We start from the raw sequence: 21,754 nt of genomic DNA, 5'->3' as shown, positions 1-21,754 counted from the left end.
GTATCTTATTTTCCATGAAATTATAGTAGGATTAACAACCGTTTTGTGTTTTTTTAACGTGGTCTAAAGATAATGAAAGCATTTGTTTTAGGTAATAAAAGCTAAAAAGAGGCTATAAGGTATTCTTCAACTCCATCCTAGTTGTTTTTGAAGGTGTCAAACTACTCTTAGGGTAGGTATTACTAATTATTTAAAAATATTCAATTCCTCGTTATAGATAGGACTTGCGATGTTTAGAAAATGTAATACACTATGAAACACATGGTTTTGGGTTACAGTCTTGTAGGGCTTCAGTTGTTGAGACCCTTCAGATGTCCAAACTATAAATGGGATTTCAAATTGCACTTTAGGTGCTAAACTCATTGGCAAACCATGCATGTATAAATTATTCTCGCCCAACGATTCGCCATGATCAGAAACAAATAGCATAGCGCTATTGTAGGCAGGTAGTGCTTTCAAATCTTTAATAATAGTAGCTAATAAATAATCGGTATAGACTATAGTGTTATCGTAGGCATTTATTAACTCAGTTTGCGAACATTTTGCCAGTTCTACACTATTACAGACTGGTTTAAACATTTCAAATTGCGGAGGATATTTCTTGCTATACGTAGGCCCATGACTAGCACTGCTGTGTAATACAATCAATATTTTATCTTTTTTACTGGCTAGTATTTGTTCTTTTAAACCATTTAAAAGGATTTCATCATATTCAATGTTGTTGCCTTTGTTATGGGATTTCAAGAATTCTCTGTTTTGAATGTTTTTAATATGCAGTGGCGGTTCGCCCCAGTTGGTGGATCTCCATATTACTTCTACATTGTTTCGGTATAAGTAGTTAGGCAAAATTTCATAAAGTTCATCGGAGTTCTTATGTTCCAAAATGCATTTAACACCTGCCGTAGTGTAAGTAGCGCAAGAGTTGGCCTCAAAATGATGCACATTCGGAATTTTAGACAACAATGGGTTAGTGTTCTTCGTATAACCATATAACGAGAAGTTTTGGCTACGTGCTGATTCGCCTATGACTAAGATAAACACCGATTTTTGTTTGTCTTTAATAATAGCGTTAGGCAATAGAATTTCCTTTTCATTTTTATCGGCTTTATGCTTATAAAACAAGGAAATATTAACGGTATAGGACCAAGGCATGGCTAATCCGCCAAGTGTTTTAGAGTTTTTATCTATCCACAACAAGTTACTGGCATTGGCAATCACGAGTAAAAGAATTACTAAAAGCGTAAGTGCTATAGTTTTAAAAAATTGCTTTAAAGGTACTTTGATGATTTTCACTTTTATGATGTATATACTAGGAATAACGCCCAGTATCAGAATATAAGCAATCATTTTAATTGAAAAATAACTACTTGATTCTTCATAGTTTGTGTTAAGGATATTGCCAATCATACTTTCGTCTATAATGACGCCATAGGTATTGATAAAGTAAACCGCTATAGCGTTTGCAATAAAGAAAATAACCAACAGTGCTTTCCCAAAGTAACGCGATAAATAAAATATCAGGTAAAACACAAATGCGTTTAACACTAACATTAAAAGCATTAAGCTAAAGATGAGTAAAACTCCGTTAAAGCTTTTATAATCAATGTTGTGAATAACAAATGTAAAGAAAGGAAAATGGAAGAATAGGAAATTCAACACACTCATTACAAGAACGAAATGAGTTATTTTTAAATCATTTTTTAACATAAGCGGTTATTATTTTATATAGAGAAAAGACTAAACTGATTAAAGCAAAATAAAATATGAGCAAGTTTTCTTTACTGATTTTGCTGATTAAAACACCACCACAAATCACAAACAAGAGTATAAAAATGGGATAGTATTTCTTACTATTAATCCATTCCCAAAGTTTATAGTTGTTACTAATAAAAATTCCAGTAAGCCCAGAAATATAGCCAATGATGCTTCCACTAATGACATCCATTGGATAATGTGCACCGACACCCACACGGGTAAATACCAATAGCAATCCGATAGCCACTAAGCCAAAAGACCATGCTAGTTTAGCAGTAATTTTTTTAGGCATAAACGCATACAAAAGCACCGTAAGTATCGTAAAAATAGTAATAGAATGTCCTGATGGTAAACTGTTGTGTCCCGTTAATGTTTTCCCGATGATAGTAAAACTACTGTTGTCAAATAGAGCCGCAGGTCTTGGCACAGCAAATATTTTTTTGAGCACATTAGAAAATAGCGCAGACACGAGCGAAGCTGATAGTAACGCCTCCCAAAGTTTTGGTGCATAGAGTATAAAAATAGTTAGCAAGGATAATAAAATCATGGCATCGCCAAGCTGGGTAAGGTTATAGATAATGTTGGGAAATTGTGATAGTTCGGCATTGATAAAAAGGAAAGCGCTCTTTTGTACTTGTACATAATTTTCAATAGAAAATGCTCCCTGACTATAGATAAAGAGAATTATTGCAAGAATAAAAAATAAAGGGATAAGAAATAAAGAGACTTTTAGTTTTGAAAAATTAGTTATGACACTGGTATTCATTTCACGTATTGCCGATGGATTTTCTTTGAATATGTTATTTGCCATACACTGATTCTTAGTTTTTAAAAATACTAAAACGATTTGACAGCCATTATTTTCCGACTGATAGTACTAGTACCGTTAGGGTAAACAAATATACCTAAAACTTTGAAAGAAAAAATAAGACCCAAAAGAAATAGTCAACAGCTCGAGTTGTTTTCTTTTTGTCAATTATCCAATTGAAAAACGATGTCAGTTTGCACTGTGTTTGTACTAATTTTAAAATTAAAATTTGGTTAAAATAGAAAAGCAAACCATTGGCAGACTTTATTTTTGAATTATCTTTAGCACAAAGAAACACAAGTCTTGTATGAAGCATATTTTAATAATAGAGGATGAAGAAGGAATTATTCAGTTTCTAACACAAGGACTGGAAGAGGAAGGGTATCAAATATCTTCTGCTTCTGATGGAGTAAGTGGATTGGAACTTTTTCAAAATCAAAAATTCGATTTAGTATTACTAGATTGGATGCTGCCTAAAATGACTGGTGTTGAAATTTGCAAAAAAATTAGAGAATTAAACACCAAAGTGCCTATTATTTTTTTAACAGCCAAAGACACGGTGCAAGAAACAATAGAAGGATTAAAATCGGGTGCCAATGATTATATAAAAAAACCATTTAGTTTTGAAGAATTGGTTCAACGTATAAAAGTGCAACTCAGGGACAAAAGCGAAGAAGATACCCTAACACTAGGACCTATTGAAATTAATATTCCAAAACATCAAGTAGTAGTAAATAAACAAGAGGTTTCGTTTACACACAAAGAATTTGACTTGTTGTGTTATTTAGTCAAAAACAAAGGGACTGTATGTTCAAGAAGTCAAATTATACAAGACGTTTGGGACATTCATTTTGATTATGATACGGGCGTAATTGATGTATTTATGAATGCTATCAGAAAAAAATTAAACTTAAAAGTAGAAGAAGACTTTATTAAAACCATTCGTGGAGTTGGTTATATAGCCAACGATTAAGAAGAAAAATGCAAAAACTTTCCTTTAAAAATAGAATAGCTTTTAATTATATCATTACCACAGCATTATTAATCTTTGTAGTGTTTTTTGTCATATATGCTATTGTTAGGTTTAGTGTTTATGTCAAAGTAAATAGCGAAATTAAACTAGAAGTTGCCAAGCACTTAAAAGAAATTGAAGTTAAAGAAAACTGTGTATTACTTGTTAGAGAACAACAATGGAAAGCTATTCAATTTAACAAAGTAGATGGAAGCCCTGCATTTATTCAGTTTGTGGATGAACTGGGTGCATTAGTCAATAAATCGCCAAATCTCAAAAAAAAGAGACTAACCTATTATTCTGAGGCCATCAATAACTCCTTGTTTGATGGTATGTTGGATAATATGTATGTTCGTCAAATACAAGTGCCCTTGTACCAGGGTACAAAAATTATTGGCTTTCTAATAGTCGCTATATCTTTGGAAGATTCAAAAATGGTATTGAATAATCTGTTCTTTATTCTTACAGTTGCCTATCCATTAATATTGTTAGTATTATTTCTTATTGCAAGATTTATAGTGGGTAGAAGTATAAAACCAATAAATGCAATTATTGAAACTTCTAATATTATTACGAAAGATAATTTGAAATCAAGAATTCCTTTACCCGTTAAAAAGGATGAATTGTTTATATTGTCCAGAACTATCAATAATCTTTTGGATAGAGTAGAGAATGCGATTGAACGCGAAAAGCAATTCACCTCTGATGCGTCTCATGAACTAAGAACACCCTTAGCTGTTATCAAAGGAACGCTAGAGGTTTTAGTTCGTAAACCTCGTAACCCTGAAGAATATAAAGAGAAAATTGATTTTTGTATTAATGAAGTCAATCGATTAAACAATATGGTTGATGAATTGCTTTTATTGGCGAGATTTGAAAATCAAAAGCAAACTTTAAAGATTGAAAGAGTGTTCTTAAATGGGTTATTCCTAGATGTTATTTCTCGAAATTCAACACTGATTACTGAAAAGAATTTAAGGTGTAAAGCTCAATTTTCAGAAGATTATTATATCAATACAGACTCTTATTTGTTTTTTATTGTAGTTAATAACATTTTAACTAATGCCGTTAAATATTCAAAAAACAATGGCGAAATTGTTTTTGATATAATAGATACGGAAAACAAACTAATTTGTTTAATTTCAGATCATGGAATAGGTATTGCCAAAGAAGATTTGCAAAAAATATTTGATCAATTCTATCGTTCAAATTCAAATGAACATCCTGAAATAAAAGGGATTGGATTAGGATTGTCTATAGTAAAACGTTTGTGTATCTTGTTGCAAATAGATTTAAAAATTGAAAGTGAAGAAGGTAAAGGAACTATAGTGGAGTTTAGTTTTAATAAATAAAATTTAATAGTAAAAAAGAAAGCATAAATTTGATTTCAATTCAAAAAAAATAAATTATGAACAACGCACATTGGCATTTAGTGGTAAACCATTTTCCAATTATTGGAACAATATTTGGTTTTGGAATAGTAGTAGCTGGATTAATTTTCAAGAATAATTCAGTTAAGAACGTAGCTTATATTTTATTTATTGTAGCTGCTATTTTTGCAGCTTTCAGTATGGGAACAGGAGAAGGTGCAGAAGAACTAGTGGAAAAAATGCCAAACATTGGAAAACAAATTATTCACGAACATGAGGAACTTGCTGAAAAACTAGCGTTAGTTTTGTATGTTTTAGGTGTAATATCATTACTTGGATTGTATACCAATTTTAAAAATCATATTAAATCAAAGTTGATTTCTTATTTAGCATTAGCAATAGCTGCAGTTGGAGTATTTTTAGCGCAACAAGTTGGAACAAGCGGAGGAGAAGTTCGTCATACTGAAATTAGGACAAATGCTAACACCACTTCAGTATCAAATCCTGAACACTTGGAAAATAATGATTAATTTATTTATTTTATTTAAATGTTAAATAAATACAATAAACATAATTTTCATTCCTATACCTTTTGTATTTGGAAAGAGGTCAGAATAGAAGAAGTTAAAGACTTAAAAATCAATTTCAAAAGTAAATCAGGAAGCCAATATATTTTTACTGCCGATGGGTTATACCGTATTTCTAATCATTGGGGTAGGGTTGCAAACTGTTATTGGCGCTTACTTCCTTTGAACCAATTTAAAAATCAAAGCACAACAATCGCTTATGCAAAATGGTCTGATTTTTATGCTACTGATGCTACTTCAAAAATATTTTATATAAAAGTAAACACTTCAACTCAAGAAGTGAATTTTTATCATATGAATTCTTTAGAAAACAACGAAAAAGTTGTGGTAAGAAATTCAAATGAAACTGCTAAAATCATCAAAATCATAAAAGATATATTTGTAGATGATTCTTGGTCTAAGCACTTAAAATATGAAAATATAGACGTTTTGAGAAATGAAATTATCAGTGAATTGATTAATACAGAAAAGAATTTAATAGCAATAAAAAGAAACTATTTATAGTAGTTATTTGACCTCTATCACTTGTACTTGGCTTTTTAATCGCTCTATTAACAAGTTCATCATTCTCTTATTTAAATTTGAAGAATTTTGAATATAATCATTATACTCATCAATAGTAAATAAACCTATAATTATTCCTTTAAGTGAATTTCTAAATTTAATATCCCGTTGAATTACATTTTCAATGTAGGCTAATTTTTTTTCAGGAGTAAGATTGAAAAAAACATTTTTTTGCTTAATAGCATAATTGATGAAAACAGCAATAAACATATCATTTTGTAATTTAAGAATGGGTCTGAGGGTTTTGTTCTGAAATGATTCTTCATTAGAGGATTGAAAAGTAATTACCCCTAAAGCTTCGCCTCTTAATTCTAAAACATGACTATCTCTTGTTTTCATTTTTTATTTAAATGTATAAAAAAACCTCTGTTAAAAAACAGAGGTCATTTTATAGTTATTAATAACTAATTGTTAATTAATTATTTGATTTGAAATAATACTTTACGTACTAAGCGTCTAGCGTATTCTGAGTTTTTATCAACAGAATTGTCAATTCCATTTCCAACAACATTTAATCTTGAAGAATCTATACCAGCTTTCATTAAAATTGCTTTGACATTTTGAGATCTATCAGAAGATAGTTTTGTATTAAGTTTACTTGAACCTAACTCATCTGCGTAACCAATTATGTCAATTGATTTTTCAGGATTATTACGTAAATAATTCAAAATAAATCCAATATTATCCGTTGATGCATTTGTTGGTTGAGTTTTGCCTGAGTCAAAATAAGCGGCAACATAACCATCATTGATTAACTTTTCGAGCATTCCTTTGGAAACTGTTGCGTTATTGCTACTATTATTAGTTTCAATAGATTTATCAATGTATTTTTCTAATTCATCAGGAACACCGTTGTTATTTTTATCAACCATTCTTCCCTTAGTATCAACAGTTACACCCGCAATAGAATTATTTTCAACATCAAGATAATCTGGCACACCATCTTTATCGGTGTCATTCATTAATGTTTCAATTTCTCCAATTCTATTATTTAACTCGTTAATTTCTTTAGATTGTTTGTCTTGAATAATAGCCCAGTCTCCGTGTATTTTTTCTTTACCGAATGAATAAGAAAGTCCTAATGAAGTGGTGAACAAACTTCCTGTTAAGTTATTATTTCTATCAGCATAAGCACCATCCCAATTGAAATGTTGACGAATGTTAGAGTTTATTGTTACATCTAAATAGATACTAAAATCATTTAACACTCTAATGGCAGGAGTTATACCAACAATTAAGCCTCCGTTTAACTCTTTTTTATTTTTATTTACATTTATATGATTTGTAAATACACCATTTGTAGTAGTTCCCAGGCCATCAGATCCTTCATTACTGATAGGTGACATTTGAGAGGCTTGTAATCCAAAGTGAAATAACAAACCAAATCTTTTAGCGTCATCTTGAATTTCAAACAATCTGATGGCATTAACTACACCTTCAAAAGATAATTGTAAGTGTTGTAATTTAAATGGTAAACTTTCAGAACCACTTAAATTCTTAATATCATCATAAGAGAAACGAGATTTAATACCAAATTTAGGACTAAACATATATCTTACTCCTATTCCATAGTGGTTTAATTGGAATCCACCTAAAAATTTATCAGGATCACTTGCAAAATATCCTTCTGAGTAAGGTTTTGCTCCTTTACTTTGTCCTAAATCAAATTCAATTGACCATTTGTTGTAACTATCAAGAACTTGTGTTGTATCAACAACTTTTTGTGCATTACTGGTAAAAAATGCAAAAAGGGCGAAAAATAATAGTAGGCTTTTCTTCATAATTCTAATTTTGAGTTAAATATAATTATAATTTAGATGCAAATATATATATTTCATTTTAATATTCAACTTTTATACATAATATTGAAAATTAATTTAATACACTTTTTACTATATTTATAAATAATTATATAAAAATGAGATTTCATACTAGAAAATGGGTAAAACCAGAAGACTTAAACCCAAATAGCACATTATTTGGTGGTAGATTATTAGCTTGGATTGATGAAGAATTAGCGTTGTATTCTATAATTCAGCTAGAAAACCCAAAGATTGTTACGAAACACATGTCTGAAATTAATTTTAGAAGTTCGGCTAGACAGGGTGATATCGTAGAGATAGGGATAGATGTTGTGAAATTTGGAAAATCATCTCTAACTTTGACTTGTCAAGTAAGAAATATGATGACTAGAGAAATAATTATAAGTATAGCAACTATAACAATGGTTAGCTTAGGCACAGATGGAAAACCAAAACCTCATGGCAAGGTCCAAATAGAATATATTAAAGATCGTTTAACCGATTAGTCTTCCAATTCGCTCTTGCCTGAAAGCATTTCATAAATTTCTAAATCAAAATAGGGTATAGATGCAAAAACATGATCAAAAATATCTGCCATGATGTATTCATAGTTTTCGAATCGTTTATCATTTGAAAATGTATAAATCTCTAATGGAATACCTTGAGAAGTTGGCTGCAATTGACGACAAAGTAAAATCATATCCTTATTTAAACCAGGATATTGATGTAAATACTGTGTTATATATTTTCTGAAAAGTCCAAAATTAGTCAAGTTTCGGCCATTGATTAATAAGGATTTATCAACATTATGCGTAACATTGAATTTATCTATTTCGGTTTGACGCAACTCTATATAATGTTCAACTAATTGGATTTTTTTTAATTCTTGCAGTTCGCTTTCTGCTAAAAATCTGATGCTTTTAGCTTTAATTAAAATATGTCTTTTTATGCGTCTTCCATCTGAATTCAGCATACCACGCCAATTTCTAAAAGAATCAGAAATCATACTGTAAGTTGGTATTGTTGTGGTTGTGTTATCAAAATTTCTAACTTTTACAGTGGCTAAGTTGATTTCGATTACCTCGCCATCTGCGCCAAATTTGTCAAATGTTATCCAATCACCAATACGAACCATATCATTTAACGAAACTTGAACGCTAGCAACAAATCCAAGTATTGTGTCTCTAAAGATTAATATTATTAAAGCAGAAATTGCACCAAAAGTTCCAAGCATTGCTCCAGTACTTATATCAAAAATTTTTGAAATAATAAATATGAAAGCAAAAAGCCAAAGCACAATCATGATTACCTGAATGTAACTGTCAATGGGCTTGTCGCTAAAAGATGGGTTTGATTTTAAATGATCTCTAAAGGCATTTAAAATAGTTTTGAAAATCCACAAACTTAAAAGTACTATGTAAATCCCAACTAATTTACCAAAAACTGACTCCCAATAGACAAAATTTTCTAATAGTATTGGAACACATTTATAAATAAAAAGTAAAGGAATTAAATGGGCGATGTACTTCGCAGTTTTGTTTGATACTAATAAATCATCGAATTTTGTTTTAGTTTTTTTAGCTAAAAGTATCATGCTTTTAACCAATAAATATCTAAAAATGATGTAGATAATATAGGATAAAAAGGCCAAAACAATAATGTTTATAGTCAAACTTAGATAAGCTGAAAGGGTTTCACCTAAATGCCATTTTTTAAATATTGGATAACTCCAACTAAATATTCTATCAACTAGTTTATGCATTTCGTAAATATTTTTTTTCAATATAAAATGTTCCAAAAGGAATAATAGAGGCCAAAGCTACAATTCCAAACTTTTTATAACTCCAGTTATTCTCAATTTTTAGCATGAATGCTAAAATAATATATCCTGTAAACAATAATCCATGAGACATGCCAATGGGTCTTATATAATCTGGATTATTGAAGAAATATTTTAAAGGCATGGCGAAGAAAAACAATAACAATAATGAAATTCCTTCTAGCAAAGCAATAATTTTAAAAAATCGAAGCATAAATTTGTCTTTATATTTAGCAAAAATAAGTAATAACATTGATTTGTATAGATAACAAACATAAAGTAATTTACTTTTACAAAATAATTTTACAGGATGAGTAAACGGAATTTAAAAAAATACCTAAGTGAACTGAGTAAAAAACAGCTTGAAGAACAATTGGTAGAATTATATGAAAAGTTTAAAGACGTGAAAGTATATTACGATTTTGCTTTCAATCCAAATGAAAACAAACTAATTCAAGAAGCTAAATATAAAATATCTCACGAATATTTTCCCAGTAAAGGAAAAAGACCAAAAATGCGACGATCTATTGCTCAAAAATATATAAAACATTACATTTCACTTGGTGTTGATGTTTTTATCATTGCAGATATAATGTTATATAACATTGAAATTGCTCAAGCATTTTCTTCCGAAAAGATCATCAAACAAGAATTATTTTTTAAGAGTATGCTAACTTCATTTCAGCAAGCTATTAGTTTTCTAATTGAAAACGGAATCTTGAATGATTTTAAAAGTAGGGTAGTGGCTCTAACTGAAGAATCAATTAATCAAAATTGGTTGAATAGTTATGAATTTGGCGCCATTTTAGAAAGACTTGAATATTAATTTATTGTAAATAAACCACTTAATTTTGGTGGTAAGATTTTTTTAGATGTATTTTTGCAAAATTGTAAAAATTTGTCATGTCCCAAAAAGATTTTAATATCGAAATTGAAGAAAAGAAGGAACTTTATGGCTACCAAAAAGGAGATATCGATAAAATTTTTGAACGATTAGACAATGCTCCCAGTGACTATCATTTATTATATCAATTACCAACAGGTGGAGGGAAAACAGTTATTTTTTCTGAAATAGTTAGACGTTATTTAAAACAATATAACAAAAAAGTAGTTGTATTAACTCATCGTATTGAGCTCTGCAAACAGACTTCAAAAATGCTAAAAGGATTTGAAGTTAAGAATAAAATCATTAACAGTAAAATAAAAGAATTGCCTGATCAAGAAGAATATTCTTGTTTTGTAGCAATGGTAGAAACCCTTAAAAATCGTTTGAATGATGAGAAATTGAGGATTGATAACGTTGGTTTAGTCATCATTGATGAAGCACATTATAATTCCTTTCGCAAGTTATTTAGCCAATTTAAAAAAGCATTTATTCTTGGTGTTACTGCCACGCCATTAAGCTCGAATATTAAATTACCAATGCATCAAAATTATGATGAACTTATAGTTGGTGACACAATTCAATCTCTCATAGACAAAGGTTTTTTAGCAAAAGCTATAACTTACAGTTATGATGTAGGATTAACTTCTTTAAAAGTAGGTATTAATGGAGATTATACCATCAAATCTTCGGATGATTTGTACATGAATATGGTAATGCAAGAAAAATTATTGCATGCATACACAGAAAAATCATTGGGCAAGAAAACATTGATATTTAACAATGGAATCAATACTTCAATATATGTTTATGAAACCTTCAGAGAAGCCGGTTATACCATTAGGCATTTAGATAACACCACTTCAGCAGATGACAGAAAAGATATTTTACAATGGTTTAAGAAAACACCTGACGCTATATTAACTTCAGTTGGAATTTTGACTACAGGATTTGATGAGCCAACCGTAGAAAGTATTATTTTAAATAGAGCTACCAAATCATTGACTCTGTATTTTCAGATGATTGGAAGAGGTTCTAGGAAACTAGCTCTTAAAGATAATTTTACAGTAATAGATTTAGGAAATAATGCATTACGATTTGGATTGTGGAATGAACCAGTAGATTGGCAACATATTTTTAAATCACCTGAATATTATTTAGAAAGTCTAAGAGATGACACCGAAATTGAATATAATTTCAAATACAAAATGCCAGATGTTATAAGAATTAAATTTTCAAAATCTCAAGAAATAAACATGGACATTGAAGATGAATTCAAGAAAGTAATTGCACAAAATAGGCGTTCAAAAGAAGTTCTTGAAAAATCAATACAACAACATGCTGTAATGTGTTTGGAAAATTCTGAGGAATTTAATGAAGCTAAAATGCTTTCAAAGTTGCTATCAGATGATATAGAAAGTCGTGTTTTAAGATTTGTAAGCTGTTTAGGTAAAACAAGTAAAAATTATCGCGAATGGTTAATTGAAGATTATAAAACTAAATTAATTGTAACAATAGGGAAAATATTTAGAGAAATTAATTATTAATAATTAATATAGATGATGATTAATATATTACAGTTAATCAATGTTTTACAATATAAATCTAAATATACTCTATTGTATATTTAATAAACTATAATTTATATTATGTAAAATAGATTTTATTAAATAATACAATAATAATAACTTAATATAGTTATCAAATGTTTTTAACAACTACCCTTTTTTCGGATAACCTTTCTTATTTTTGTTTATAAAATTTATTGGGGCTAAAATAAAATCATGAGTAATTCAATTGCTAAAAATATTGCAAATTTTTTAAAAGAATATTCTCCATTTAATTATTTAAATGAAAATCAGCTTACTCAAGTTGCCACTAGTATTGGAGTTGTAAACTTAGACAAGCATAAAGTATTATTTCAAATTGGTGACAAACTGCATGATAGTTTTTATGTAGTGGCATCTGGAGTAATTAATCTTTCTGTAATTGCTGATGCTGAGGAAACATTATTGAATAAATGTTATGCTGGTGATGTTTTTGGTTTGCGCCCATTTTTTGCTAAAAACAATTATATGATGACTGCTAAAGCACGTGAAGATAGTCTTGTATATGCAATTCCAATTAGTGTTTTTAAGCCTTTTGTTGCAGAGAATCCCCAAGTACTTGATTTCTTATTAGAAAGTTTTGCAACCAATACTCAAAACCCTTTTGACAAAGAAAATCGCGGGAAGTTATTAACTGACAATGTTTATACTGAAAACAAATCGAATGAAAATCAATACTTTCAGTCCTTAGCCTACAATAAAATACCTTTAAAAGTAAGTGGGTCAACAATCGTGAAAGACACGGCACAATTAATGACAGAAAATCTTATTGATAGTGCAATTATAATTGAACAAAATTATCCAATTGGAATAGTTACTGATTCAGATTTTAGAACAAAAATAGCAAACGGTAGATTTCCCATCACAACTTCGATTGACAAAATAATGTCCTCGCCAGTAATTACTGTGCCTGAAAATGTTTCTGTTGCTGAAGCCCAATTATTATTGTTAAAATATAACGTTAGTCATTTATGTGTAACAACTAATGGCTCTGATAAATCGGAGGTTAAAGGTATTATCTCTGAAAATGATTTAATAGTTGCTCAAGCAAACAATCCTGGGGTTTTAATCAAAGAAATAAAACGTGCTCTTTCTTCAAATGAATTAAAAAATGTTAGAGAAAAACTAACTAATTTAATTCAATCTTCTATAGCCAAAAACATTCCTTTACCTCATATTTATAATATTTCAGGTGAAATAATAACTGCAATTGTAAAAAGGTCTGTTGAATTAGCTATACTAGATTTAGGATCACCTCCTGCCCGATTTGCTTGGTTAAGCATAGGAAGCCAAGGTAGAAAAGAACAGCTTTTATTAACTGATCAGGATAGTATTTTAATTTTTGAAGATGTAGCAACTGAGAAATATAGAGAGGTTAAAGATTACTTTTTAAAATTGAGTAAAAGAGCCACATCAATATTAGAAAAAATAGGTTATAAATTTTGTCCGAATGATCATATGGCTACTAATTTACATTGGTGTAAATCACTAACAGAATGGACAAAACAATATAATAATTGGATGAGGAATCCAGGTGAAAAAAATAACAATATTAGCAGTATCTTTTTTGATTACGAAATTTCTTTTGGTGAAGGAAAAATTGAAGATGCTATAACTGATGTAATACATAATAATATATCAAACAATCCATTGTTTTTTGACTACTTAGGAAATGATGCACTTAGAAAAAGTCCTCCTTTAAATTTCTTTAAAAAATTTAATCTTGAAGAAGAAGCAAAAAATAAAGGGAAATTTGACATTAAAAACAAAGCAATAATGTCTCTTGTAGATGGTGCTCGTCTTTTTGCTATTAGTCATAATTTACGAAGTATCAATAATACTTATTTACGCTTTAAACAATTAGCTATTGTTGATCCAAAATTTTCAGAAATCTATTTAAATTGTGCTGATGCTTTTTTAATCCTTTCAAAGTTTAGAACATTAGAAGGTTTAAAAAATGATAATTATGGAGATTTTATTACTATTGATGAACTTACCAAAGTAGATAAGGAAAGATTAAAAAATGCTTTACAACCCATAAAAGATTTAGAAGATTTAATTAAAGATAAATTTCAATTAACACAATTTTCATAATATGTTAAATTGGATTAAAAATATTAATAGAGAATATCCTGAATTTTGGAAATTCTACTTGGCCAAGTTTGAAACTAAACCCAATAGATATGTGGTTTTAAATACAGAAACTACAGGATTAAATCCAAAAAAGGATGTCATTTTATCTTTTGGATCAATTGGAATAGTAAATGATGTTATTAAAATCGGTGATACATTTGAAGTAGTTATTCTACAATACAAATACCTTCATGAAAATAGTTTGTCTAATGAATTTTTGATTGAAAGTAATTTGCCTAAACTAGCAGAACCACAAGCTATAACCGCTTTAATAGAATTTATTGGAAATTCATTTTTAATAGGTCACAGAATTCATTTTGACATTGAAATGATAAATGAAGTACTAGAAAAAATGGAATGTGGTAAACTTAAAAACGAAGCTTTAGATATCGAAATAATGCATCAAAAACTGCTAGATGTTACTAATAAATACTTTTCATTACAAGAGATTAGTAATTACTATAAAATTCCTTTAAGTGAAAAAAAATCAGTTTCCGAAGATGCCTATTCTATTGCATTATTATTTCTTAAACTTAAATCTAGATTAGGATTTAAATAAAAACACTCAATGAGTAATTGTACAGTAATAAAAAATAATAATAATTTTAAGGTGATAATCTATCTATTTTCCAGCTGAAATTATCTTGTAATTGAAAACGAATTCTATCATGTAATCTATTAGGTCTTCCTTGCCAAAACTCAACTTCAATAGGTCTAACCAAAAATCCTCCCCAGTTTTTGGGTCTTGGTATTTCTTTTCCTTTACATTCTTTTTCTAACTCTTTCAATTTATTTTCTAAAAACATTCTTGAAGGAATAATTTCACTTTGATGCGATACTATAGCTCCAAGTCTACTGCCATGTGGCCTTGAATCAAAATAATTATCTGAAACTATTTCATCTGTTTTTTCTGCAATACCTTTTATGATAACTTGTCTTTCCATGCTATGCCAAAAGAATGATAAACAAATATTTGGATTGTTGCTAATTGCTTTTCCTTTTTCCGAATTATAATTGGTATAGAAAATAAAACCGTTCTCATCAAATTTTTTTAATAGCACTACCCTACTCTTAGGAAATCCATCAAGTCCTATTGTAGCAACGGTCATAGCATTTACCTCTTCTACCCCACCAAAACCCTCGGTTTCATAGAACCATTTATTAAATAGGTTGATTGGATCTTCTGGAATATTGGTTTCAAGAAGTTCACTTTTATCGTAGGATTTTCTATAATTGCCTAAATCTTTCATATAAATGTGTAGTATTTAAATACAAAGCTAATTAGATTAATTAGATAATTCTTTAATCAAAGTCAAAGGTTTTCCCATCTTCAGCTAATAAGACATTTTGAAAAATAGTTGATGCTTCTTCTTTAAACAATTCAATAGTAGCATATCGAGTACTATAATGTCCTAAGAGCAATTGTTTTGCATTTGATTTCATTGCTATTAGTGCAGCTTCTTTTGCTGTACTATGCATAGTTTTTTCAGCTTTGTCTGCTTCTGTTTCTAAAAAAGTTGTTTCATGATAAAGGACATCCACATCTTTTATCAGTGGAATAATTGTTTCATCGTATTTAGTATCACTACAAAAAGCATAACTTTTTACGGGAATAGGATCAAATGTTAGTTCATTATTAGGAATAACAGTTCCATTATCAAGAACAATATCTTTCCCATTTTTAATTTTTTGAAAATAGCAAGTGTCAATTTTATATTGTTGAACAGCATCTATATTTAATTTTCTATCACCAATTTTTTCTTGAAACAAAAATCCATTAGTATAAATTCTGTGTTTTAATGGAATAGTTTTTACTAATACTTTTTCATCTTCATAAATAATTTTACTTTCAGTAGAGGTTAATTCATGAAAATGTAAATTATAACCTGTAAACGAATTAGAATAGCGTAATTGAAGTAATATAATCTCTTTAATTCCTTTTGGTCCATAAACATGTAAATCTGTTTGGCGATTTAGTAACATAAAAGTCGAAATCAAACCTACTAATCCATAGAAATGGTCACCATGTAAGTGAGAGATGAAAATATGATTGATTTTTGAAAACTTGAGTTTATTTTTTCGCAACTGAACTTGTGTTCCTTCGCCACAGTCGATTAAAAACATTCTGTTTCGAATTTCTAATACTTGAGCCGTCGGATTAGTAATGGTTCTGGGTGTAGCTGCATAACAGCCTAAGATTGTTAATTTCATTTTTAATTAAAATCCTAAATCACGTTCTATTTCTTCCATTTCTATAATATCATGGGCTTCTAATATAGTAGGGACAACTGTTATTCTTTCTGAAACATCATTAAAATTAATAACATCAGTTACGAATACTAATGATTTTTTTAATTTGGAATGAGATTTTATTATTTCTAAGAATAAATTAATATCCTTTATTGTTATAGCTTTATCATGCGATAAATCAATTATTAAATTTTGAGTTTTAAAACTATTGTATTCATGCTGTAACTTTTGATAAAACTCTTTAGTACTGAATTGGGTATTCTTGATGATGGTAATAGGGCCTCTTTGTTCAACTTCCATCTTTAATTTATACTTTTTGCTAAGTTACTAATTTACTACGTTTTTTTTAATAAAATACCAAATTTATAGGATATTTTAGGTTTGTTTACCGAGAAAAACTACTCAGAAAACTTGGAATAGTTCTGTTTGTTTTTTTTAAGACTTGAGTAAAGTCAAAGTGTTAAAAACCATAAAAAATAAAAAAGTCTAAATCAAATGTGGGATTATTTTATGTTTTGTTTGAAATAGATTTCCGTGGCTCCTAATCCATATTTTTGATAATTAGCATCTTGAAAAGTTATATTATCATATCTGCCTAACATAAAATCGATTTCAGATTTTAAAACACCATCACCGACTCCATGAATGAAAACAATTTTAGGAATCCTGTTTCTAATTGCAAACTCTATATGTTTTTTTGCTGTTTCTGATTGCAACGTTAATATTTCATAGTTACTCATCGCTTTATAACTTTTAACTAATTTTTCGATATGCAAATCAAACTCAGGAATTGGGTTTTCCTTTTTAGATTTCTTTTCTTTGTTACTATAGTTAGGTTTAGCTACTTCCTTTTTACTAATGATTTGATTCTTATTAAAATTAAAGCTCATAGAACCTTCATTTCTAATTAGCTGATTACTTTTAAAAATTAAGTTAAAACCATCTAAAGTTTCAATTGTAACTTCACTTCCTTTTATGTCAACAACAATTCCATCAATTGCATCGTCTAGCACAGAAACTTTATCTCCTTTATTTAACATCTTCTTCCTTTTCTATATTTTCTTCCTCTTCGATATCATGATTATTATGATGCAATGTTTTAGCACTCAATTGCATCATGCCATACATAAAAGCAATGATGGTGATTATTAATATATAAATATTTGGTTTGTCTTTGGTTTGTTCATATAATCCAACTACAATAGCTACTAACATAATAGGCAAAACCAATTTTTTCATGGTGGATAATTTAAAATTTTACTTTTCAAATTCTTTCAAAGTGGAAATAATTATAGCAACACAATCTAATAATTGCGCTTCTGTCATTACCAATGGCGGCGCAAAACGAATTATGTTTCCGTGAGTTGGCTTGGCTAACAAACCATTTTCTGCTAATTTCATACAGATATTCCATGCCGTATCGCTTTCTTCTGTATCGTTAATTACCACTGCATTCAACAATCCTTTTCCTCGAACTAATGTAGCTATAGTGGAAGTCTCAATATATCTCCCAATTTCAGTTCTAAATATTTTTCCAAGTCGTCTTGCGTTTTGAGCTAAATTTTCATCGGTTACAACATCCAAAGCGGCCATGGCTACTGCAGCTGCAATTGGATTTCCTCCAAAAGTGGAACCATGTTGTCCTGGTCTAATCACATTCATAATGGCATCATTAGCTAAAACCGCCGATACAGGATAAGCACCGCCAGAAATGGCTTTTCCTAAAATCAAAATATCGGGTGTTACATAACTGGCTTGTTGTTCACATTTATTTTCACAAGTACAATTACCACAAACGGCTAATAAAGAACCCGTTCTTGCAATGCCTGTTTGCACTTCGTCTGCTATAAACAAAACATTATTAGCAAAACACAATGCCTTAGCTTTCGCCAGATAATCTTCACTTGGCATAAAAACTCCTGCTTCACCTTGAATAGGTTCTACTAAGAAACCTGCAATATTATTGGAAGATGTAATTGCTTTTTCTAAAGCCTCAATATCATCGTAAGCTATTTTTATAAATCCAGCTGTATAGGGACCAAAGTTTTTACGGGCATTTTCATCATTAGAAAATGAAATAATTGTAGTGGTTCTTCCATGAAAATTGCCATCGCACACAATAATTTGAGCTTCATTTTCGGGAATGCCTTTCATTTCATAAGCCCATTTTCTACAAAGCTTTAAAGCGGTTTCCACAGCTTCGGCTCCTGTATTCATAGGCAACACTTTATCAAAACCAAAATACTTGGTGACGTACTCTTCGTAAACTCCTAATTTATCGTTGTAAAAAGCACGTGACGTGAGTGTCAACGTTTGTGCTTGTTCTATCATAGCGCCAACTATCTTTGGATGACAATGACCTTGGTTGACCGCAGAATAGGCCGAAAGAAAATCATAATACATTTTACCTTCAACATCCCAAACATAAACACCTTCGCCTCTATTTAATACAACTGGTAATGGATGGTAATTGTGTGCTCCATATTTATCTTCTAATGCAATGGCATCAGGAGAAGTTAATTTTTCTAAAACTGACATTTTTTTTATTTTAAATTCTGTAATATCAATTCCTTCTTTTTGGAGAGAAATCATCCATAATTTCGGTAAAAGTATAAAAAGTTTAAGAGTTTAAAAATTTAAGATTGTTAAACCTTTTAAGATCTTTAAAACATAAACTATTTCTTTATTCTCTCTAAAATGTCATTCATCATTTCGATTTGAACTTTTTGTATTTCAATGAGTTCTTGCTGTTGATGCATAATTAGATGATCTAATTTTTCGTCTAACATTCTGATTTCGAGTTCCGATTTTAAGTTAATCATGTAGTCTTTCTTAGCACGTTCTCTATCTTTTTCCTCCTGACGATTTTGGCTCATCATGATAACTGGCGCTTGCAATGCGGCAAGACACGACAAAATCAAGTTCAACAAAATAAATGGATAAGGGTCAAATCCTTTGTTTAAAAGCAAAAATACATTCGATGCAATCCAAACGAGAATAAATATAAAAAACAAAATAATAAACTTCCAACTTCCACCAAAATCAGCCACTCCATCGGCAACTTTTTGCCCAAAAGTTCTATTGTCAATTTCATCTTCCACTTTTGATACAAACGATTTATCCTCTGACAATGACTTGATGATTTTTTTGTGCAAAACAGACAACTCACCTGCTTCAGATTTCAAAAATTGTGAAATGTATTTTTCTCTGTAAATATTGAGTTCGCTTTTGGCAATGCTACTGTCCTTGTCAAAATTAGGATGCTCATTTTTAATCAAAGCTACTATTGAAGAGCGAATTGATATTCCTAATACTTTTTCACGTTTTGGAAATTCTAATCCTGAAATACTACTTTTAAAAGTGGTTGTTGCACTCATGGTATTGGTATAAAGTTGTTTTATTCCTTTACAACAAATTTAAACAATGTTAAACGGCTTTGAACATTTCCAACAACTTATTAACTGTATTCCAATTTCTGGTAGTAGAAACCACATTCATACTCTTCTCTATCCATTTGTTGTCCAACCTAGTTTTGGCGGGAGAAACATCATATTTCAAATAAATTCTTTTACCATCCAGTTGAATTTCATCGGGTTTGATAAAGTTCAAGTTGAGTTGGGTTATCATATTCTCTGGCAACTCGGAAGTAATAAAGGAAACATATAATTTCTTCAAATCGACACCTTCGTCATTCAAAAACTCATTTCTGTCTAAACACGCTTGCAAATCCTCTTGACCAATAACAATCACGGGCACATCATGTCCAAATTCTTTGAAGATTTCCTGTTTAATCATAAAACCAACTTTGGCTCGATTTTCCTCCTCAGTATTCACAAACACATTCCCTGATTGGATATAAGTAACCACATTAGTAAACCCTATACTTTCAAGGGCTTTTTTTAAAGCCACCATATTAATCATTTTATGACCAGAAACGTTGATGCCGCGAAGAAGAGCGAGGTGGGTTTTCATCATTAGTAATTTTCTATAAATTTATATTTTTTTATTAAATAGCTATCAAGTTTTAATCAATAGTTTATTTTTGCCTCATGGGAAGAAAAGTAACCAACAAAGTCATATTTGAAAATATAACCATTCTTGATGCTGGTGCCAAAGGCGTATCGGTAGCTAAAGCACCCGAAGGGCAAGTCATCTTTATACCCAATGTCGTTCCAGGCGATGTGGTAGATGTGCAAACCTTCAAAAAAAGAAAATCGTATTACGAGGGTAAAGCCATCAAGTTTCATCACTATTCTGTTGATAGAATTGAGCCCGTGTGCCAACATTTTGGTGCTTGTGGCGGCTGCAAATGGCAAAACATGAACTATGACAAGCAATTGTTTTACAAAAACCAAGAGGTTTTCAACAACTTAAAACGCATTGGAAAAATAGAATTGCCAACATTTGAACCAATTTTAGGTTCTGCTAAGCAGTTTTTTTATAGAAACAAAATGGAGTTTGGTTTTTCAGACACGCGATGGTTATCCGAAAAAGAAATTCAATCCGAAGATAGTTCCTTGAGCAAAAAACCAGCATTGGGTTTCCATATTCCAAGAATGTGGGATAAGATTTTAGACATCAAGAAATGCCACTTGCAGGAAGATCCATCGAATGAAATTCGTAATGCAATTCGCGAATTTGCGGTTCATAATAATATGACGTTTTTCAATGCCCGTAATCACGAAGGATTATTGCGTACGCTAATGATTAGAACGGCATCAACAGGAGAAATCATGGTGCTTATACAGTTTTTTCAGGAAGATAAAAAACAGCGTGAGTTGTTGTTGGATTATATTTACGCATCGTTTCCAAAGATTACCTCGCTCCAATATGTAATTAATGGTAAAGCCAATGACACGCTCTATGACCAAGACATCAAACTCTTCAAAGGTAGAGAGTATATTTTGGAAGAAATGGAAGGATTGCATTTTAGTATTAATGCCAAATCGTTTTACCAAACCAACTCTGACCAAGCGTTTGAACTCTACAAAATTACTCGAGAATTTGCAGGTTTAACAGGTAATGAAGTCGTTTATGATTTATATACGGGTACTGGAACTATTGCGCAATTTGTTTCTAAAAAAGCTAAAAAAGTAATTGGTGTTGAAGCCGTTCCCGAAGCTATTATCGATGCCAATGAAAATGCCAAACGCAATAACATCAC

At 30.1% G+C, this 21,754-nt stretch carries 24 protein-coding genes; 10 read left to right on the top strand and 14 right to left on the bottom strand.

The genetic code is table 11. The annotated features are described in order from the left end of the window. Window positions 1–186: 186 nt before the first annotated feature. Window positions 187–1,707: a phosphoethanolamine--lipid A transferase EptA gene (gene eptA, locus ACOYLT_RS04740; RefSeq protein WP_422852705.1), complete on the bottom strand. Its 1,521-nt coding sequence runs from the start codon at window positions 1,705–1,707 to the stop codon at window positions 187–189. Beyond that, window positions 1,694–2,566 (bottom strand): phosphatase PAP2 family protein, encoded by an 873-nt coding sequence (locus ACOYLT_RS04735; RefSeq protein ID WP_422852704.1) that lies wholly within the window; start codon window positions 2,564–2,566, stop codon window positions 1,694–1,696. Before ACOYLT_RS04735 ends, eptA begins: the two co-directional genes overlap by 14 nt. A gap of 304 nt (window positions 2,567–2,870) precedes the next feature. On the opposite strand from ACOYLT_RS04735, the gene ACOYLT_RS04730 reads away from it, so the two are divergent. The 4 genes from ACOYLT_RS04730 to ACOYLT_RS04715 are packed head-to-tail and all read left to right on the top strand — an operon-like array spanning window position 2,871 to window position 6,036. Next, window positions 2,871–3,536: a response regulator transcription factor gene (locus ACOYLT_RS04730; protein ID WP_422852703.1), complete on the top strand. Its 666-nt coding sequence runs from the start codon at window positions 2,871–2,873 to the stop codon at window positions 3,534–3,536. Between the two features lie 8 nt (window positions 3,537–3,544). Then, the gene (locus ACOYLT_RS04725; protein ID WP_422852702.1) at window positions 3,545–4,927 is read left to right on the top strand and encodes a sensor histidine kinase; all 1,383 of its coding nucleotides are present in this window, start codon (window positions 3,545–3,547) and stop codon (window positions 4,925–4,927) included. A gap of 56 nt (window positions 4,928–4,983) precedes the next feature. Beyond that, window positions 4,984–5,475, top strand: a complete 492-nt coding sequence (locus ACOYLT_RS04720) for a hypothetical protein (RefSeq protein ID WP_422852701.1) — start codon at window positions 4,984–4,986, stop codon at window positions 5,473–5,475. Between the two features lie 18 nt (window positions 5,476–5,493). Continuing rightward, the gene (locus ACOYLT_RS04715) at window positions 5,494–6,036 is read left to right on the top strand and encodes a hypothetical protein (RefSeq protein ID WP_422852700.1); all 543 of its coding nucleotides are present in this window, start codon (window positions 5,494–5,496) and stop codon (window positions 6,034–6,036) included. Window positions 6,037–6,039: 3 nt separating this feature from the next. Here the strand turns inward: ACOYLT_RS04715 and ACOYLT_RS04710 are convergent, their stop codons facing one another. Then, window positions 6,040–6,435 carry a glyoxalase gene (locus ACOYLT_RS04710; protein ID WP_422852699.1) on the bottom strand — a complete coding sequence of 132 codons (396 nt, stop codon included), beginning with the start codon at window positions 6,433–6,435 and terminating at the stop codon, window positions 6,040–6,042. An 80-nt stretch (window positions 6,436–6,515) separates the two neighbouring features. Next, window positions 6,516–7,877 (bottom strand): OmpA family protein, encoded by a 1,362-nt coding sequence (locus ACOYLT_RS04705; RefSeq protein WP_422852698.1) that lies wholly within the window; start codon window positions 7,875–7,877, stop codon window positions 6,516–6,518. A 137-nt stretch (window positions 7,878–8,014) separates the two neighbouring features. On the opposite strand from ACOYLT_RS04705, the gene ACOYLT_RS04700 reads away from it, so the two are divergent. Further along, window positions 8,015–8,404 carry an acyl-CoA thioesterase gene (locus ACOYLT_RS04700; RefSeq protein ID WP_422852696.1) on the top strand — a complete coding sequence of 130 codons (390 nt, stop codon included), beginning with the start codon at window positions 8,015–8,017 and terminating at the stop codon, window positions 8,402–8,404. Here ACOYLT_RS04700 and ACOYLT_RS04695 read toward each other — a convergent pair. Then, window positions 8,401–9,660, bottom strand: coding sequence for a mechanosensitive ion channel family protein (locus ACOYLT_RS04695; RefSeq protein ID WP_422852695.1), 1,260 nt, complete (start codon window positions 9,658–9,660; stop codon window positions 8,401–8,403). The genes ACOYLT_RS04700 and ACOYLT_RS04695 overlap by 4 nt on opposite strands. Next, a complete protein-coding gene (locus ACOYLT_RS04690; RefSeq protein ID WP_422852707.1) occupies window positions 9,653–9,931 on the bottom strand; it encodes a DUF3817 domain-containing protein in 279 nt (92 codons plus the stop codon). Before ACOYLT_RS04690 ends, ACOYLT_RS04695 begins: the two co-directional genes overlap by 8 nt. A gap of 96 nt (window positions 9,932–10,027) precedes the next feature. Here ACOYLT_RS04690 and ACOYLT_RS04685 point away from each other — a divergent pair, with 96 nt between their 5' ends. The 4 genes from ACOYLT_RS04685 (at window position 10,028) to ACOYLT_RS04670 (ending at window position 14,899) form a co-directional block, all read left to right on the top strand. Next, window positions 10,028–10,543 carry a DUF6155 family protein gene (locus ACOYLT_RS04685; protein WP_422852694.1) on the top strand — a complete coding sequence of 172 codons (516 nt, stop codon included), beginning with the start codon at window positions 10,028–10,030 and terminating at the stop codon, window positions 10,541–10,543. A gap of 77 nt (window positions 10,544–10,620) precedes the next feature. Beyond that, window positions 10,621–12,147, top strand: a complete 1,527-nt coding sequence (locus ACOYLT_RS04680) for a DEAD/DEAH box helicase (RefSeq protein ID WP_422852693.1) — start codon at window positions 10,621–10,623, stop codon at window positions 12,145–12,147. A 237-nt stretch (window positions 12,148–12,384) separates the two neighbouring features. Further along, the gene (locus ACOYLT_RS04675; protein WP_422852692.1) at window positions 12,385–14,301 is read left to right on the top strand and encodes a DUF294 nucleotidyltransferase-like domain-containing protein; all 1,917 of its coding nucleotides are present in this window, start codon (window positions 12,385–12,387) and stop codon (window positions 14,299–14,301) included. Window position 14,302: 1 nt separating this feature from the next. Continuing rightward, complete coding sequence (locus ACOYLT_RS04670; protein WP_422852691.1) at window positions 14,303–14,899, top strand: exonuclease domain-containing protein; 597 nt, start codon at window positions 14,303–14,305, stop codon at window positions 14,897–14,899. 46 nt (window positions 14,900–14,945) lie between these two features. Here the strand turns inward: ACOYLT_RS04670 and pdxH are convergent, their stop codons facing one another. The 8 genes from pdxH to ACOYLT_RS04630 all read right to left on the bottom strand — a co-directional run bounded on the left by pdxH (window position 14,946) and on the right by ACOYLT_RS04630 (window position 20,562). Further along, window positions 14,946–15,590, bottom strand: a complete 645-nt coding sequence (pdxH, locus tag ACOYLT_RS04665; RefSeq protein WP_422852690.1) for a pyridoxamine 5'-phosphate oxidase — start codon at window positions 15,588–15,590, stop codon at window positions 14,946–14,948. Window positions 15,591–15,642: 52 nt separating this feature from the next. After that, on the bottom strand, window positions 15,643–16,551 hold the full coding sequence (locus ACOYLT_RS04660) for a ribonuclease Z (protein WP_422852689.1): 909 nt from the start codon (window positions 16,549–16,551) through the stop codon (window positions 15,643–15,645). A 6-nt stretch (window positions 16,552–16,557) separates the two neighbouring features. After that, entirely contained in the window at window positions 16,558–16,890 is a 333-nt protein-coding gene (locus ACOYLT_RS04655) for a ribonuclease Z (RefSeq protein WP_422852688.1), read from the bottom strand. A 203-nt stretch (window positions 16,891–17,093) separates the two neighbouring features. Then, window positions 17,094–17,630 carry a Smr/MutS family protein gene (locus tag ACOYLT_RS04650; RefSeq protein ID WP_422852687.1) on the bottom strand — a complete coding sequence of 179 codons (537 nt, stop codon included), beginning with the start codon at window positions 17,628–17,630 and terminating at the stop codon, window positions 17,094–17,096. Next, window positions 17,620–17,829: a hypothetical protein gene (locus tag ACOYLT_RS04645; RefSeq protein WP_422852686.1), complete on the bottom strand. Its 210-nt coding sequence runs from the start codon at window positions 17,827–17,829 to the stop codon at window positions 17,620–17,622. The genes ACOYLT_RS04650 and ACOYLT_RS04645 overlap by 11 nt, the downstream gene beginning before the upstream one ends. 18 nt (window positions 17,830–17,847) lie before the next feature. Continuing rightward, a complete protein-coding gene (gene rocD, locus ACOYLT_RS04640; protein WP_422852706.1) occupies window positions 17,848–19,128 on the bottom strand; it encodes an ornithine--oxo-acid transaminase in 1,281 nt (426 codons plus the stop codon). A gap of 137 nt (window positions 19,129–19,265) precedes the next feature. Beyond that, window positions 19,266–19,967 carry a DUF1003 domain-containing protein gene (locus tag ACOYLT_RS04635; RefSeq protein WP_422852685.1) on the bottom strand — a complete coding sequence of 234 codons (702 nt, stop codon included), beginning with the start codon at window positions 19,965–19,967 and terminating at the stop codon, window positions 19,266–19,268. A gap of 49 nt (window positions 19,968–20,016) precedes the next feature. Then, window positions 20,017–20,562 (bottom strand): DUF1697 domain-containing protein, encoded by a 546-nt coding sequence (locus ACOYLT_RS04630; protein WP_422852684.1) that lies wholly within the window; start codon window positions 20,560–20,562, stop codon window positions 20,017–20,019. Window positions 20,563–20,639: 77 nt separating this feature from the next. Here ACOYLT_RS04630 and rlmD point away from each other — a divergent pair. After that, a partial coding sequence (gene rlmD, locus ACOYLT_RS04625) for a 23S rRNA (uracil(1939)-C(5))-methyltransferase RlmD (protein WP_422852683.1) occupies window positions 20,640–21,754 on the top strand: 1,115 nt, incomplete at its 3' end.

Source organism: Flavobacterium sp., from assembly GCF_049318185.1.
In the GTDB taxonomy this organism is placed as follows: Bacteria; Bacteroidota; Bacteroidia; order Flavobacteriales; family Flavobacteriaceae; genus Flavobacterium.
The sequence above is the reverse complement of the archived record's forward strand: the minus strand, read 5'-3'. Positions and strand labels throughout refer to the sequence as shown.